Genomic DNA, 14,872 nt, shown 5'->3' with positions numbered 1-14,872 from the left:
TGCCGGCTCGGGAGCCGCCGAGACCGTCAGCCGTTCAGGCGTACCGGATTCACCAGATCCGCGTAGATCAGCAGAGCGCCCATCGTGATGATCACCGCGGCCATCGCGTACGTGAGCGGGAGCGCCTTCGCCACGTCGACGTGGCCGGGGTCGGGCCTGCGGGCCACCCGGGCGATGCCCTTCTTCACCGCCTCCCACAGCGCGCCCGCGATGTGTCCGCCGTCCAGCGGCAGCAGCGGCACGAGGTTGAACATGCCGACCGCGAAGTTGACCGTACCCAGCATCATCAGGAAGAACGCGAGCTTGTCCAGGCCCGGCTCCTTCGAGGCGGCGATCTCCCCGCCGATCCGGCTGGCGCCGACGACGCCGATCGGCCCGTTCGGGTCGCGCTTCTTGTCGCTGAACGCCGCGTTCCAGACCCCGACCATCTTCTTCGGCATGTCGATCAGCGACCCGAAGGTGTGCTTGGTCAGGTCGGTCATCGTGCTCACGACCACGCCCGGGCCCTGCCGCTCGCGGGCGCTCGTCGGGCTGATCCCGAGGAACCCGACGGTCTCGGTCTTGTCCGGGTCGGTCAGCGACTGCATCTGGTTGGTGGTCACCGGCACGCTCAGCGGAATGTCCTGGCCGCCGCGGTGGACGACGACCGGGACCGTACGGCCGCCGGACCCCCGGATCAGGCCCTGCAACTGCGCGTACGTGTGGATCCGGTGGCCTTCGTAGGAAACGATCCGGTCGCCGGGCCGCAGCCCCGCGCGTACCGCCGGGGTCACCGGGTCGCCAGCCTGGCAGTCACGGCCCGCCTGCGCGGCCGGGATCGTGCACTTGGAGACCGAGTCGATCACCGGCTGCAGGGTCGAGATGCCGATCCCCATGACGACGACGCTGATGAACACGAACGCCAGCAGGATGTTCATGAACGGCCCGGCGAACATGATGATGACCTTCTGCCACCACTTCTTGCGGTAGAAGACGCGGTCCTCGTCGCCGGGGCCGACCTCCTCCAGGGCGGCGCCGCGCGCCGACTCGATCAGCCCCTGGAACGGACCGGTGGACCCCTGGCGGACCGTCCCGGGCGCGTCGCCCCGGCGGGGCGGCAGCATCCCGATCATCCGGATGTAGCCGCCGAGCGGGATCCACTTGACGCCGTACTCGGTCTCGCCCTTGCGCCGTGACCACATCGTGGGCCCGAACCCGACCATGAACTGCGGCACGCGGACGCCGAAGAGCTTGGCGAAGGACATGTGGCCCAGTTCGTGCAGGGCGATCGAGGCGAGCAGCCCGAGGAAGAAGACGACGATGCCCACCACGAAAAGCACGCTCATTGCCCGCACACGCTCCTCACCCGTCGCACCGCGGGCGCCCACCGGGCTCCGCGGCAGGCCGCTCCGCGCACCGTGTCGCGCACGCTCACCGAGGGCCTCCGAGATCTCGACCGGTCAAGCGTATGCCGAAAACCCGTGCCCGAGGGCCGTCCCGGGCGCGTGTACGCCCTCCTGCCCGGCCCGTCGTCCGTGCGGGGCCCGGCGACCGGCCGGGTGATGCCTCGGGGCTCCCCGCGCCGCCTGCGGAGCGGCCCGCGCTCGATTCCGTCTCCCGGAAGGTCCTGCTAGCCTGGCCATGCCGTTGATCCCGTGCGGGAGAGTGACCTCGTTGCCAGCGAGGTACGCCGAAGGAGCAACCCCTCCCCGGAACCTCTCAGGCCACACGAACCGCGCGGACCAGGCGACCTCTGGAAAGTGGAGCCACGCTCCCGCCGAAGGTGCAAGCCCCTGACGAGGGGGTGAAGCTCTCAGGCACCGATGACAGAGGGGGAGGGCACCGCCACCGCATTTCGCGTGCCAATGGGAGGATGGGATTCCCGGCCGCCCGCGTGATAGGAGCCTGCCCCGATGTCCACGCCGGACGCCAAGAGAACACCACTCCACGAGGTCCACGCCGAGCTCGGCGCCATGATCACCGAGTTCGCCGGCTACCTCATGCCGCTGCGGTACGGCAGCGAGACCGCCGAGCACCAGGCCGTCCGCACCGGCGCGGGCCTGTTCGACCTGTCCCACATGGGAGAGATCTTCGTGACCGGCCCGCAGGCCGGGGCGGCCCTCGACCACGCGCTCATCGGGCACCTGTCCGTGCTCGCCGTCGGCCGGGCGCGCTACACCATGATCGTCGACCCGGCCGGGGGCGTGCTCGACGACCTGATCGTGTACCGGCTCGCCCCGGAGACCTACATGGTCGTCGCGAACGCCGCCAACGTCGCGACCGTACGGGCCGAGCTGACCGAGCGGGCGGACGGGTTCGAGAAGGCCACCGTCGACGACCGCTCCGGCGCGTACGCCCTCATCGCCGTGCAGGGCCCGAAGGCCCACGGCATCCTGGCGACGCTCACCGACGCCGCGCTCGCCGACCTCAAGTACTACGCGATCCTGCCGGGCAAGGTCGCCGGGATCGACGCGCTGATCGCGCGCACCGGTTACACCGGCGAGGACGGTTTCGAGCTGTTCGTGGCGGCCGGTGACGCCGTCGCCGTCTGGAACGCCGTCACGGAGGCCGGCGGCGACGACCTGCGGCCCGCCGGGCTGTCCGCGCGGGACACACTGCGGCTGGAGGCCGGCATGCCGCTGTACGGCAACGAGCTGACCGCCGAGACGACCCCGTACGACGCCGGCCTCGGCCGTACCGTCAAGCTCGACAAGCCCGGTGACTTCGTCGGCCGCGCCGCGCTGGCCGCCCGCGCCGACACGCCACCGGGCCGCGCCCTCGTGGGGCTCGTCGGGCGGGGGCGTCGCGTCCCGCGCCACGGGTACGACGTGGTGACGCCGGACGGTACGCCCTGCGGCGTCGTGACCAGTGGCGCGCCGTCCCCGACGCTGGGCAAGCCCATCGCGATGGCCTACATCGACGCGGGTCATGCCGAGGACACCGACCTCGCGGTGGACATCCGCGGTAAGCACGAGCCGGTCGACAAGGTCGCACTGCCGTTCTACAGGAGGACTTCGTGAGCACCGTTCCCGAGACGCTGTACTACACCCAGGAGCACGAGTGGGTCACCGAGCCGTCGGAGGGCGTGGTGACCGTCGGCATCACCGCCCACGCGGCCGACGCGCTGGGTGACATCGTGTACGTGTCGCTGCCCCAGGAGGGCGCGTCCGTTGAGGCCGGTGAGCCGTGTGGCGAGGCCGAGTCGACCAAGTCGGTGAGCGACGTCTATTCGCCCGTCACCGGTGAGGTCGTCGCGGTGAACACCGCCGTTGAGGAGGATCCGGCCGCCATCAACTCCGACCCGTACGGCGAGGGGTGGCTGTTCCGGGTGCGGACCGATGACGACCCCGCCGACCTGCTCGACGCGCAGGCCTACTCGAAGCTGATCGAGGAGGCGTGATGAACCTCTTGAACCTGCCCCTGTCCGAGGTCGACCCGGACGTCGCGGCCGCGATCACGGACGAGTTGCGGCGGCAGCAGTCGACCCTGGAGATGATCGCCTCGGAGAACTTCGCGCCCGTCGGCGTCCTCGAGGCGCAGGGCTCGGTGATGACGAACAAGTACGCCGAGGGCTACCCGGGGCGGCGCTACTACGGCGGATGTGAGTACGTCGACGTCACCGAGCAACTGGCGATCGACCGCGCCAAGGCGCTGTTCGGCGCGGACCACGCCAACGTGCAGCCCCATTCGGGCGCGCAGGCGAACATCGCGGTGTACTTCGCGCTGCTGGAGCCCGGGGACACGATTCTCGGCCTGGACCTCGCGCACGGCGGGCACCTCACCCACGGCATGCGGATCAACTACTCCGGCAAGATGTTCAACGTGGCCGCCTACCACGTGGGTCCCGACGGCCTCGTGGACATGGAGGAGGTCGCCCGGCTCGCCCAGGAGTACCGGCCGAAGATGATCATCGCCGGCTGGTCCGCGTACCCGCGGCAGCTCGACTTCGCCGCGTTCCGCCGGGTCGCCGACGAGACCGGGGCGCTGCTGATGGTGGACATGGCCCACTTCGCCGGCCTGGTCGCCGCGGGCCTGCACCCCTCGCCGGTGCCGTACGCCGACGTCGTGACGACCACGACGCACAAGACGCTGTGCGGCCCGCGCGGCGGTCTCATCCTCTGCCGTGAGGAGTACGCCAAGAAGATCAACTCGGCGGTGTTCCCCGGCACGCAGGGCGGCCCGCTCGAACACGTCATCGCCGCGAAGGCCGTCGCCCTGAAGATCGCCGCGACCGACGAGTTCGCCGAGCGGCAGGCCCGGACGCTCGAGGGCGCCCGTATCCTCGCGGCCCGGCTCCTGCGCGAGGATGCCGCCAAGGCGGGGGTCAAGGTGCTGACCGGCGGCACCGACGTCCACCTGGTCCTGGTCGACCTGGTCGACTCGGAGATCACGGGACGGGACGCCGAGGACCGCCTGCACGACATCGGCATCACGGTCAACCGCAACGCCGTGCCGAACGACCCGCGCCCGCCGATGGTGACCTCCGGTCTGCGGATCGGCACGCCCGCCCTCGCCACCCGCGGGTTCGGTGCCGACGACTTCGCCGAGGTCGCCGACATCATCGCGCTGGCGCTGCAGCCGTCGTTCGACTCCGCGGCGCTGTCCGCCCGGGTCCGCGAGCTGGCGGACAAGCACCCTCTCTACCCAAGCCTGTGAGGGATGACGCACGATGACGATCGCTCCTGAGGGCCGGAAGTTGTTGCGTGTCGAGGTGCGGAACTCCGCGACCCCGATCGAGCGCAAACCGCCGTGGATCAAGACCCGGCTGTCGATGGGCCCCCAATACCGCGAGCTGACCGACCTGGTCCGCTCCGAGGGCCTGCACACCGTCTGCCAGGAAGCCGGCTGCCCCAACATCTACGAATGCTGGGAAGACCGCGAGGCCACCTTCCTCATCGGCGGAGACCAATGCACCCGCCGCTGTGACTTCTGCCAGATCGACACCGGCAAACCCGCCGCCTACGACCCCGACGAACCCCGCCGCGTCGCCGAATCCGTCCAGACGATGGGCCTGCGGTATGCCACCGTCACCGGCGTCGCCCGCGACGACCTGCCCGACGGCGGCGCCTGGCTCTACGCCGAAACCGTCCGCCAAATCCATTCGGCCGTCCCCGGCTGCGGCGTCGAACTGCTCATCCCGGACTTCAACAACGTCCCCCACCTACTCGCCGAGGTCTTCTCCGCCCGCCCCGAAGTCCTGGCCCACAACCTGGAGACCGTCCCCCGCATCTTCAAACGCATCCGCCCCGGCTTCCGCTACGAACGCTCCCTGTCCGTACTGACCGCCGCCCGAACCGACGGACTCATCACCAAGTCCAACCTCATCCTGGGCATGGGCGAAACCCGCCAAGAGATCACCGAGGCGATGCGGGACCTGCACCAAGCCGGGTGCGAACTGCTGACCATCACCCAGTACCTACGGCCCTCCCCCCGCCACCACCCCGTCGAACGCTGGGTCAAACCCGAAGAGTTCGTCGAACTCAAAGACGAGGCCGAGGCCATCGGCTTCACCGGCGTCATGTCCGGACCCCTGGTCCGCTCCAGCTACCGCGCCGGACGCCTCTACCAGCAGGCCATCACCGCCCGCCAGGCCGACTAGACCACCATGGCGATCAGCGTCTTCGACCTGTTCAAGATCGGCATCGGCCCGTCCAGCTCGCACACGGGCGGGCCGATGGCGGCGGCCCACCGTTTCGCCCGCGGCCTGCGACGCGACGGTCTGCTGGAGAAGACCGCCTCCGTCCACGTGATCCTCTACGGCTCGCTGGGCCTGACCGGCAAGGGCCACGGCAGCGACAAGGCGGTCATCCTCGGGCTCGAGGGCGACAAGCCGGAGCTCGTGGACGTGGAGACCGCCGACGACCGGGTCGCCGAGGTCCGTGAGCGCGGCGTCATCCGCCTGTTCGGCGAGCAGGAGGTGCCGTTCGTCGTCGGCGAGCACCTCGTCTTCGAGCGCAAGGAGTCGCTCCCGCACCACCCCAACGGCATGCGGTTCACCGCCCGCGACGCCGAAGGAGTGGAGCTGCGGGAGAAGGTCTACTACTCGGTGGGCGGCGGTTTCGTCGTCGACGAGGACGCCACCGGCGCCGACCGGATCAAGCCCGATGACACGGTCGTGCCCCATCCCTTCGCGACCGGCGCCGAGCTGCTCGACCACACCCGGGAGACCGGCCTGTCGATCTCCGCGCTGATGCTGGAGAACGAACAGGCATTCGGCCGGGACCCCGACGAGATCCGCGCGCTCCTGCTGCGGCTCTGGGAGGTCATGCGGGAGAGCGTGACCCGCGGCTGCTCCCGCGAGGGTCTGCTGCCCGGCGGGCTCAAGGTGCGCCGCCGCGCTCCGCACCTGCACCGCAAGCTGGTGACCGAGACCGCCACGGACCCGTTGCACGCGATGGACTGGGTCACGTTGTTCGCCCTGGCCGTGAACGAGGAGAACGCCGCGGGCGGCCGGATCGTCACCGCGCCGACCAACGGGGCCGCCGGCATCGTCCCGGCCGTCCTGCACTACTACGACCGGTTCGTGCCCGGAGCGTCGGACGACGGGATCGTCCGGTTCCTGCTGACCGCCGGGGCGATGGGCGTGATCATCAAGGAGAACGCCTCGATCTCCGGGGCCGAGGTCGGCTGCCAGGGCGAGGTCGGCTCGGCCTGCGCGATGGCGGCGGCCGGCCTCACCGAGGTCCTCGGCGGCACGCCCGAACAGGTGGAGAACGCCGCCGAGATCGGCATCGAGCACAACCTCGGCCTGACCTGCGACCCGGTCGGCGGCCTGGTGCAGGTGCCGTGCATCGAGCGGAACGCCGTCGCCTCGATCAAGGCGATCAGCGCCGCCCGAATCGCGATGCGCGGCGACGGACGCCACTTCGTCCCCCTCGACCGGGCGATCAAGACGATGCGCGACACCGGCCGCGACATGCTGGACAAGTACAAGGAGACCTCGCGCGGCGGGCTCGCCGTCAACGTCATCGAGTGCTGAACACGCCGTCGCACGGGTCTTCGGATCACCGCCGGACTATGGTCGGGCAGATGAGCACCGTGTCGCCCACCCCCGGCCCCGATCCCGAGACCCACGCCCGCCGGGCGGCGTCGTTCGGCGGGCAGGCCGCCGCCTATGCCGCCGAGCGCCCCGGCTATCCCGACGCGGCGGTGCGCTGGGCGCTGGAGCCCGTCGCGGCCCGTGGCCCCCTGCGCGTCCTCGACCTGGCGGCCGGAACCGGCAAGCTCACCGAGGCCCTGATGCCGTACGCCACCACCCTGGTCGCGGTGGAACCCGACCTCGGCATGCTGTCGGAGCTGCACGCGCGGCTGCCGGACGTACGGGCGGTCGCGGGAACGGCCGAGCGGATCCCCCTCGCCGACGGATCGGTCGACGCGATCCTGGTCGGGCAGGCGCTGCACTGGTTCGACCTCGGCCGCGCCCTGCCCGAGATGGCGCGGGTGCTCTCCCCCGGTGGCGTGCTGGCCTGCCTGTGGAACATCGACGACCACCGGGTCCCCTGGGTCAGGGGCCTGAAAGAGGTGTCCCGCGTCGGCCGGTCCCTGAAGGACTGGAAGGCCGAGGAGGCGTTCGCCCCGACCCCGGACTTTCCGGCGAGCGAGCAGGCCGAGTTCACCCACGCGCAGCGGAGGACCGCCGCGTCGATGGCGGCGACCATCGGCACGCACTCGCACGTCCTCATCCTGCCGGAGGCCGAGCGGGCGGCACTGATGGCGAAGATCCTCGACTACCTGCACGCGACGCCGGAGACGGCGTCCGGAGAGTTCGACCTCCCGATCGTCACCGCGGCGATCCGGTCGCCCCTCGCTCCGTGAGTCAGGTCAGCCGCCACTCGGCGCGGTCGGTGGCGAAGCCGGCGTTGAGGGCGTAGGTAACGCCGACGACCTTCGCCTTCTTCGGCACGGCGAAGACGATGACGCCCGACTTCGCCTGCCCCTGCCGGAGCCTGACGACCTTGGGGAAGCCGGGGCCGGCGGTCACCGAGGCCACCGTCGGGTCGTACGTCTGCCCGGTGGCGTCCACGACCTTCGCGCCGTAGGTGGGGCTGTCGTCGTACGCGGCGTCGCCGACGTTCTTCAGCACGAACCGTACGGCGGCGAACCGTTCGCCCTTGCGCGGCTGTTGGAACGCGCCATGACCGGTCGTGGTGGCGACGACCTGTTTGACCCTGACCGCGAGGCGGAGCCGGCCGGCCCCGCCGGAGTCGTCCGCACCGGTGAGTGTGACGGTCTGCCCGACCTTGACCTGCTGCACCCGCGTCGGCGTCGGTGACGGGGTGGCGGTCTGGGGGTTGTTCGTGGTCTGCGCGGCGTTGCCGCAACCGGCGAGCAGTACCGCCGCAACAGCAGCGGTCAGGGCTGGCCTCCGCACGACATCGCTCCCCATTGGACGAACTGTCAGCACACCGCTGGATCATGATAGGGGCCGCCACGCGGTGCCGGAGACCGAACGACCCGGTTCGGACCACCGCGCGGCGAACCGGCGGTCGCGGGACCCGCGCCTCAGGCCGAGGCCAGCCTCCGGAGGGCGAGCTCGGCGAGCAGCCCGGCCCCGTCCGCCAGCACCCCGTCGTCGAAGACCGCGTCCGGGGCGTGGTTGAACGGCGCGGTCGCGGGGTCACGGTCGGGCGGGCAGGCGCCGAGGAAGACGAACGCCCCGGGCACCTCCTCCAGGACGTAGGAGAAGTCCTCCGCGGGGGTCAGCGGATTCGGCCCCCACACGAACCGCTCCGGGCCGTACAGGTCACCGGCCGTGGCGGCGGCGAACTCCGCCTCGGCGGCGGTGTTGACCGTGACGGGATATCCCATGACGTGATCGATGTCGACGTCCAGGCCGTGGGCGGCCGCGATGCCGCGCAGGACCCGGTCGACGCCCTCGAGGACCCGGGCGTGGGCCTCCCGGGAGAACGAACGGATCGTCAGCTCGAGCCGCGCATCGGCCGGGATGATGTTGGCCGCGGTGCCCGCGTGGATGCTGCCGACCGTGATGACCACCGGGTCGAAGGCGTCGAACGACCGGGTGGCGAGCGTCTGGAGCGCCGTCACCATCTCACAGGCCGCCGGGATGGGGTCCTTGGCCCGGTGCGGCTGGGAGCCGTGGCCGCCCGCGCCGCGCACGGTGACGTGGAGCTCGTCGGCGGCGGCCATCAGCGGGCCGCGCCTGGTCATGAAGAAGCCGCCCGGCAGGCCCGACGAGGTGACGTGCAGGCCGTACGCGGCGACGGGCCGAGTGCCCGCCGCGTCGAGCACTCCCTCCTCGATCATGTGACGCGCTCCGCCGGACCCCTCCTCACCGGGCTGGAACATGAAGATCACACTGCCGGCGAACTCCGCGTCCGCGAGGATCCGCGCCGCCCCGACCAGCATCGCGGTGTGCAGATCGTGGCCACAGGCGTGCATCCGGTCCGCGAACCGGCTGGCGTACTCGACGCCGGAGCGCTCGGTCAGAGGCAGCGCGTCCATGTCGGCGCGCAGGAGGACGGCGGGGCCGGGCGGCGAGCCGCGGAGCACGGCGGTCACCGAGGACAGGGATCGCCCGAGCTCGATCTCCAGGGGAAGCCCGTCGAGGGCGGCCAGCACCTTCTCCCGCGTGCGCGGCAGCTCCAGGCCCAGCTCGGGCTCGCGGTGCAGGTCGCGACGGAGACGTACGAGATCGTCCTGAAGGTCGGGAGTGACGCGCGCAGAGGGCATGACACCCCAGGCTACGCCGCTCCGCAGGGCTCAGCGGAACACGACGGTCCGCTCGGCGTTCAGCAGGATCCGATGCTCGGCGTGCCAGCGCACGGCCCGGGCGAGGGCCAGGCATTCCATGTCCCGCCCCACCGCCATCAGCTCCTCCGGGCCCTGGGTGTGGTCGACGCGCGCGACCTCCTGCTCGATGATCGGCCCCTCGTCGAGCCGCGGCGTCACGTAGTGCGCGGTCGCGCCGATGAGCTTCACGCCGCGCTGGTGCGCCTGGTGGTACGGCCGGGCGCCCTTGAAGCTCGGCAAGAACGAGTGATGGATGTTGATCACACGCCCCGGCAGCTTCGCGCAGAAGTCGTCGGACAGCACCTGCATGTACCGGGCCAGCACGATGAGGTCCGCCTGGTAGTGCTCGACCAGGGCCAGGATCTCCGCCTCCTGCGCCGCGCGGGTCTCGGGCGTGACGGGCAGATGGTGGTAGTCGATGCCGTACGACTGGGTCAGCGGCCGCATGTCGGGGTGGTTGGAGGCCACCGCGACGACGTCGACGTCGAGCAGTCCGGAGCGCTGGCGGTAGAGCAGGTCGTTCAGGCAGTGCCCGTACTTGGAGACGAGGATCAGCACGCGCGACCGGACCGCGCGGTCGTACAGGTTCCAGTCCAGGCCGAACTCCCCGGTCAGCGCGCCGAACGCCTCCCGCAGCGCGTCCTCCAGCCCCTCCGGCGCCTCGAACTGGATGCGCAGGAAGAAGCGCCCGGTGCTCCGGTCGCCGAACTGCTGGCTCTCCAGGATGTTGCACGCGCGCTGGGCCAGCGCCCCTGACACGGCGGCCACGATGCCCGGCCGGTCGGGGCAGGACAGCGTCAGCACGTATTCGGACATCGGCCACCTTCGAGACGTCGGATCGTACGGTCGGCGGGCGGGGCGTGGACCGGCCCGCCCGCGATGTCCTCCGAGCCTACGGCCTGCCAGGGGCCACGCCGGCGGCCCGTACCGGATACCGGCGAGGATCGCCGGCACGGCGGAGGGTTCAGCCGCGAGCGGGGCCGTCGCCCGCCGCCACCGCCTCGGCCGGTACGGGCCGCGCCGGCTCCGGTGATCCGGTGGCGACGCGGGCCGTACGCCAGGCGCACACCGCCCCGATCGGCAGCAGGATGCCCAGCAGCGCCGTCACGCGCACCAGTCCGTCGGCCGACCGCGGCGCCGCGAGATAGACACCGCCGAGAGTGGCGATCGCCACGACGCTGGTCAGCAGCGTGCCGGTGTTGGTCAACGCGGAGATCGCGGAGGCCCGCGCGGGGCCCGCCGTCGCGGCGAGCCGCTCGACGAGCGGCCAGGTCCTCGGGCGCGCGGCGGACGCCGGGACGGTCCGCCCGCACCGGCCCGCGAGGGGTCCCGGACTCGCCGACCAGGCGCGCGAGGCGATCCTGGCCGACCATCCCGACGCCGCCGGGCTGGTCACGCTGGCCCGGCTGCTCGGCGTCTCGCCCAGCCACCTGAGCCGGGTGTTCCACCGCGAGACGGGCCTGACCCTGACGCGCTACCGCAATCGCGTCCGCGCCGGCCGCGCCCTCGACCGCATCGAGCAGGGCGCGCACAACCTCGCCGAGGTCGCCGCCGACCTGGGCTTCGCCGACCAGGCTCATCTGGCCCGCACCGTCAAGGCGGAGTTCGGGCGCACCTCGACGGAGATCCGCCGCCTCCTGGACGCGGTTCGGTAAAGAGTCGGAAGCCCGAACGGCGGCGACGCTGTACCCGCCGCGCGGCCGCGGCCCAGACTTCACCCTGTCGACCGGCACGCGTGATCCGCAGCGCGAGGCGTGTGCCGGCCGACGGCCGTACTCTCCGCACCGGTTTCTCGGACGCCCCAAGGAGATGGTCAGGTGCTGAGAGGCGCAGTCACCGGGATCGCGGTCGCCCTGACGCTCCTCGCCTCCGCCGGCTCACCGGCCCGCGCCGAGACAGCGGCGCCCGTCCGGCACGTCGTGCTGATGGGGGTTCCGGGGCTGCGGTGGAGCGACGTGAGCCCCGCCGCCACTCCGCACGTGTGGGGCCTCGCGCGGCGGGCCGCGATCGGGCTGCTCTCGATCCGCACGGTCGGCACCCTGACCTGCCCGGGCGACGGCTGGGCGACCGTTTCGGCCGGTGCCCGGTCCGCGGCGGGTCCGTACTGCCACCGGCCCGTCGACGTCTCCCCCTCGGGAACGGGCGCCGTGGTGGAAGACGTCGGCCCGATCCGCCGCCGGAACGCCGGGTTCGGCGTCGTCGGCCTGCTCGGGGACGCCGTGCACCGGGCGGGCGGCCGCACCGCCGCCGTGGGTCCGGGAGCGGCGCTGGCCGCCGCGGACTCCCACGGCCGCGTCGACGCGTACGTCCCCGGCGTCGCCGCCCTGCCCGCCCCGAAGTGGTGGGCGCGATCCGCCGTCACGATCGTGGACGCCGGGACCGTCGCGGGTCCGGACCGGGCCACCGCGGCCCACCGTGCGGACGCCGCGGTCGGGACGGTGCTGGCGCGCCTGCCGGCCGACGCCGAGGTCCTGGTCGCGGGAATCGCCGACGACGGCCGTACGCCGCACCTGCGCGTCGTGCTGGCGACCGGGCCCGCGAGCGCCGGCCGCTACCTCGGCTCGGACTCCACCCGGCGGGCCGACATGGTGATCCTCCCGGACCTGACCGCGACGATGCTGGCCCGGCTCGGCGTCCCGTACCCGGCGCGGCTGATCGGCACTCCGATGCTGCCGGACGCGGCCCGCCCGGCCCCGCTCGCCGCGGCGGTACGGGACCTGCGCGCGCAGGACGTCGCGGCGCAGACCGACCGTGGGCTGATCCCCCGTTTCTTCGCCGCCTTCGTGGTCGGCCAACTGCTGCTCTACGGCTCCGCCGCGCTCGCGCTCCGGCGGCGGTGGGCCGAGCGGCGACGCGCCCGGATCCTCGCCGTCACGCGCCTGACCGCCCTGGTCGCGGCGGCCGTCCCGGTCTCGACCTACCTGGTGAACCTGATTCCGTGGTGGCGCGGCGGCCATCCACTGCCGGCCCTGATCGCGGGCATCGCGGTCGCGGACGCGCTGGTCGTCGCGGTCGCCGCGGCCGGACCGTGGCGCCGCCGGGTGCTGGGCTCCGGCACGGTGATCGCGGGCTGCACGGCCGCCGTCCTGGGCGCCGACCTGCTGACCGGCAGCCGGCTGCAGCTGGACAGCCTCATGGGCTACTCCCCGCTGGTCGGCGGCCGCTACTACGGGATGGGCAACATCGGGTTCGCGGTGCTGGCCACCTCGACCCTGCTGGCCGCCGCCGGGGTCGCGCAGTGGATCGAACCCCGTCATGGCCGCCGCGCGGCCGTCGCCGCCGTGCTCGCCATGACGCTGACCGCCGCGCTGCTGGACAGCTGGACCACGTGGGGCAGCGACTTCGGCGGCCTGATCGCGTTCGTGCCCGGCCTGGCCACGACGGCGCTTCTGGTGAGCGGCCGTCGCGTGGGCTTCCTGCGGCTGCAGTTGCTGCGCGCGGCCGGCATGGCGCTGGTGCTCGGCGTGGCCTACCTCGACCACCTGCGGCCGCCCGCCCGGCAGACGCACATGGGCCGCTTCTTCGGCCAGCTCCTCGACGGCGACGCCCTGCCCTGGCTGGAGCGCAAGTTCACCGCCATGGTCCGCACGTTCGGCAACCCGACGCTCCTGCCGATCGTGGTCGCGGCCTTCCTCTTCCTGCTGCTCGTGCTGCACCGGCCGGGCCGCGCCGGGGCGAGCGGACTGCAGCTCGCCTACGACCGCGCCCCCATGTTCCGGGCCGGCCTGTCGGGCGCGTTCGTGACCGCTCTGGTCGGCGGGGCGGTCAACGACTCGGGGATCGCGGTCCCCGCCCTGGCCCTCGCCGTCGCCGTCCCCTTGGCCCTCGCCGCCACCATCACCGCCCTCCAGACCTCCGAAGCCCCCGCGCCCCCGGCCCCGTCGTCCCCTCGCCTCACCCCTCAGCCGACCGACGCCTGAGATATTCACCGCTCCATACCGCGGCAGGCAGCTTTCTGGCTATAATCACCTAGCGCGTTCACAAAGTCACCGTAAGGATCCGATCCATCGTGGTCCGCCCCCCGGCGGGCCCCTATCTTGAGAGGAGGTGGGAGTGATGCTCATGACCGCGAAGAAGGACCGCCGCATCGAGTTGCGCGCCGACGCCACCACTGAGCGGCTCATCGCTCGGGCCGCCGAGGCGCTGGGCGAGTCGGTGTCCTCCTTCACACTGCGCGCGGCCAAAGAGGAGGCCCGGCGCATCCTCGCGAGTTCCGACGTCACCTGGATGCCCGCCGACCAGTTCGACGAGTTGCTCGCCACCCTGGACGAGCCCGACGAGGTCCCTCCCGTCTTCAGGCGCATGGCAGGGCAGCCGCGACCCTACAAGCGCTCATGACGGGCTATCTGTCGGAGCAGTTGCATCACGTTCACGGTCACGAGAGATTCGATTGTGGAGTAGCCCCCTGAACGACTGGCTGCTTCGCGAGGCTCATCGGGCCCAGCGTTCGGACACCGCCCGCTCCTACGTCTGGATCGAGGAGGGTTCGTTAGTCGTCGTCGACCACTACGCCATCACCCCTACCGAGGTACTCAAGACCGAGCTTCCGAGATCCCTGACGGGTGGCATGTCAGTCGTTCCCGGTTACCTCCTCGGGCGTCTCGCCCTCGACCGCTCGCTCCACGGCGCCGGACTGGGCAACTGGTTGCTGTACGACGCTCTCGAGACGGCGGTCAACGCATCCGAAGTCGCTGGTGGCCGCATCATCGTCGTCGACGCGATCGATGACCACGCCACCGCTTTCTACATGCACCACGGGTTCCGGGCGATCAAAGGAAATCCACGCCGGCTAGTCCTGAAGATGGCGACGGCGCGTGCGCTCCTCGATGAGACCGCCCCGAAACCGAGGGAGACCTCTTAGAGCAGCGTGATCCGCACCCTGGTGGCGATCGCTCCAAGAGCGGTCGCCACCAGACGCGGCTGCGAGGCATGGGCAAGGTGACCGCATTGTGCTACCGGTTAGTAGTTTCGGCGGGGACGAGTGGGTTAGATCGGGGAGATGCGACGGGTTGCGGCGTTAGCGGTCATCGGTCTTCTCGTTCTCGGCGGGTGCAGGTCGGCGGACTCCGGGGGGCACGGTTCGCCCCGGCCGTCCCGGGCGCGCCATGGGGTTCCGGCGTCGGTGGGTGACGTGCCCACGGCG

General features: G+C 71.7%; 15 protein-coding genes and 1 riboswitch. Of the genes, 10 read left to right on the top strand and 5 right to left on the bottom strand.

From position 1 onward, the window contains the following. Nucleotides 1-26 precede the first annotated feature (26 nt). Nucleotides 27-1,325: a site-2 protease family protein gene (locus tag AB0K82_RS04425; protein ID WP_364392608.1), complete on the bottom strand. Its 1,299-nt coding sequence runs from the start codon at nucleotides 1,323-1,325 to the stop codon at nucleotides 27-29. Between the two features lie 302 nt (nucleotides 1,326-1,627). Beyond that, nucleotides 1,628-1,725: riboswitch (glycine riboswitch) on the top strand. 167 nt (nucleotides 1,726-1,892) lie between these two features. On the opposite strand from AB0K82_RS04425, the gene gcvT reads away from it, so the two are divergent. From gcvT to AB0K82_RS04395, 6 genes are read left to right on the top strand one after another with little or no spacing between them, the layout of a single operon-like run. After that, on the top strand, nucleotides 1,893-2,999 hold the full coding sequence (gene gcvT, locus AB0K82_RS04420; protein WP_364392606.1) for a glycine cleavage system aminomethyltransferase GcvT: 1,107 nt from the start codon (nucleotides 1,893-1,895) through the stop codon (nucleotides 2,997-2,999). Continuing rightward, nucleotides 2,996-3,379 (top strand): glycine cleavage system protein GcvH, encoded by a 384-nt coding sequence (gcvH, locus tag AB0K82_RS04415; protein ID WP_364392604.1) that lies wholly within the window; start codon nucleotides 2,996-2,998, stop codon nucleotides 3,377-3,379. The genes gcvT and gcvH overlap by 4 nt, the downstream gene beginning before the upstream one ends. Continuing rightward, nucleotides 3,379-4,635, top strand: coding sequence for a serine hydroxymethyltransferase (gene glyA, locus AB0K82_RS04410; RefSeq protein ID WP_364392602.1), 1,257 nt, complete (start codon nucleotides 3,379-3,381; stop codon nucleotides 4,633-4,635). The genes gcvH and glyA overlap by 1 nt, the downstream gene beginning before the upstream one ends. A gap of 13 nt (nucleotides 4,636-4,648) precedes the next feature. Further along, nucleotides 4,649-5,578, top strand: coding sequence for a lipoyl synthase (lipA, locus tag AB0K82_RS04405; protein ID WP_364392599.1), 930 nt, complete (start codon nucleotides 4,649-4,651; stop codon nucleotides 5,576-5,578). 6 nt (nucleotides 5,579-5,584) lie between these two features. Continuing rightward, a complete protein-coding gene (locus AB0K82_RS04400; RefSeq protein WP_364392597.1) occupies nucleotides 5,585-6,958 on the top strand; it encodes an L-serine ammonia-lyase in 1,374 nt (457 codons plus the stop codon). Nucleotides 6,959-7,008: 50 nt separating this feature from the next. Next, nucleotides 7,009-7,794: a class I SAM-dependent methyltransferase gene (locus tag AB0K82_RS04395; RefSeq protein ID WP_364392595.1), complete on the top strand. Its 786-nt coding sequence runs from the start codon at nucleotides 7,009-7,011 to the stop codon at nucleotides 7,792-7,794. A 1-nt stretch (nucleotide 7,795) separates the two neighbouring features. Here AB0K82_RS04395 and AB0K82_RS04390 read toward each other — a convergent pair whose 3' ends face one another. From AB0K82_RS04390 to AB0K82_RS04375, 4 genes are all read right to left on the bottom strand, one after another. Then, complete coding sequence (locus AB0K82_RS04390) at nucleotides 7,796-8,350, bottom strand: DUF4352 domain-containing protein (RefSeq protein WP_364392593.1); 555 nt, start codon at nucleotides 8,348-8,350, stop codon at nucleotides 7,796-7,798. A 131-nt stretch (nucleotides 8,351-8,481) separates the two neighbouring features. Beyond that, on the bottom strand, nucleotides 8,482-9,669 hold the full coding sequence (locus AB0K82_RS04385) for a M20 family metallopeptidase (RefSeq protein ID WP_364392591.1): 1,188 nt from the start codon (nucleotides 9,667-9,669) through the stop codon (nucleotides 8,482-8,484). A 30-nt stretch (nucleotides 9,670-9,699) separates the two neighbouring features. Next, the gene (gene purU, locus AB0K82_RS04380; protein WP_364392589.1) at nucleotides 9,700-10,545 is read right to left on the bottom strand and encodes a formyltetrahydrofolate deformylase; all 846 of its coding nucleotides are present in this window, start codon (nucleotides 10,543-10,545) and stop codon (nucleotides 9,700-9,702) included. Between the two features lie 148 nt (nucleotides 10,546-10,693). Then, complete coding sequence (locus tag AB0K82_RS04375) at nucleotides 10,694-10,936, bottom strand: hypothetical protein (RefSeq protein ID WP_364392587.1); 243 nt, start codon at nucleotides 10,934-10,936, stop codon at nucleotides 10,694-10,696. Here AB0K82_RS04375 and AB0K82_RS04370 point away from each other — a divergent pair. The 4 genes from AB0K82_RS04370 (at nucleotide 10,929) to AB0K82_RS04355 (ending at nucleotide 14,590) form a co-directional block, all read left to right on the top strand. Then, entirely contained in the window at nucleotides 10,929-11,384 is a 456-nt protein-coding gene (locus tag AB0K82_RS04370) for an AraC family transcriptional regulator (RefSeq protein ID WP_364392585.1), read from the top strand. The genes AB0K82_RS04375 and AB0K82_RS04370 overlap by 8 nt on opposite strands. 162 nt (nucleotides 11,385-11,546) lie before the next feature. Then, nucleotides 11,547-13,649 carry a hypothetical protein gene (locus AB0K82_RS04365; protein ID WP_364392583.1) on the top strand — a complete coding sequence of 701 codons (2,103 nt, stop codon included), beginning with the start codon at nucleotides 11,547-11,549 and terminating at the stop codon, nucleotides 13,647-13,649. A gap of 136 nt (nucleotides 13,650-13,785) precedes the next feature. Beyond that, nucleotides 13,786-14,067, top strand: a complete 282-nt coding sequence (locus AB0K82_RS04360; protein WP_364392580.1) for a DUF1778 domain-containing protein — start codon at nucleotides 13,786-13,788, stop codon at nucleotides 14,065-14,067. A gap of 52 nt (nucleotides 14,068-14,119) precedes the next feature. Continuing rightward, nucleotides 14,120-14,590: a GNAT family N-acetyltransferase gene (locus AB0K82_RS04355; protein WP_364392578.1), complete on the top strand. Its 471-nt coding sequence runs from the start codon at nucleotides 14,120-14,122 to the stop codon at nucleotides 14,588-14,590. The last annotated feature ends 282 nt before the right edge of the window (nucleotides 14,591-14,872 follow it).

The sequence above is a fragment of the Actinoallomurus sp. NPDC052274 genome, assembly GCF_040679475.1.
Taxonomy (GTDB): domain Bacteria; phylum Actinomycetota; class Actinomycetes; order Streptosporangiales; family Streptosporangiaceae; genus Actinoallomurus; species Actinoallomurus liliacearum.
This window is presented reverse-complemented; position numbering and strand designations above follow the sequence as displayed.

What these genes read in the sequence shown, in the direction of transcription:
- AB0K82_RS04425 (WP_364392608.1), bottom strand. Translation starts at nt 1,325, where the DNA reads ATGAGCGTGCTTTTCGTGGTGGGCATCGTCGTCTTCTTCCTCGGGCTG.
- gcvT (WP_364392606.1), top strand. Translation starts at nt 1,893, where the DNA reads ATGTCCACGCCGGACGCCAAGAGAACACCACTCCACGAGGTCCACGCC.
- glyA (WP_364392602.1), top strand. Translation starts at nt 3,379, where the DNA reads ATGAACCTCTTGAACCTGCCCCTGTCCGAGGTCGACCCGGACGTCGCG.
- lipA (WP_364392599.1), top strand. Translation starts at nt 4,649, where the DNA reads ATGACGATCGCTCCTGAGGGCCGGAAGTTGTTGCGTGTCGAGGTGCGG.
- AB0K82_RS04400 (WP_364392597.1), top strand. Translation starts at nt 5,585, where the DNA reads ATGGCGATCAGCGTCTTCGACCTGTTCAAGATCGGCATCGGCCCGTCC.
- AB0K82_RS04395 (WP_364392595.1), top strand. Translation starts at nt 7,009, where the DNA reads ATGAGCACCGTGTCGCCCACCCCCGGCCCCGATCCCGAGACCCACGCC.
- AB0K82_RS04385 (WP_364392591.1), bottom strand. Translation starts at nt 9,669, where the DNA reads ATGCCCTCTGCGCGCGTCACTCCCGACCTTCAGGACGATCTCGTACGT.
- purU (WP_364392589.1), bottom strand. Translation starts at nt 10,545, where the DNA reads ATGTCCGAATACGTGCTGACGCTGTCCTGCCCCGACCGGCCGGGCATC.
- AB0K82_RS04360 (WP_364392580.1), top strand. Translation starts at nt 13,786, where the DNA reads ATGCTCATGACCGCGAAGAAGGACCGCCGCATCGAGTTGCGCGCCGAC.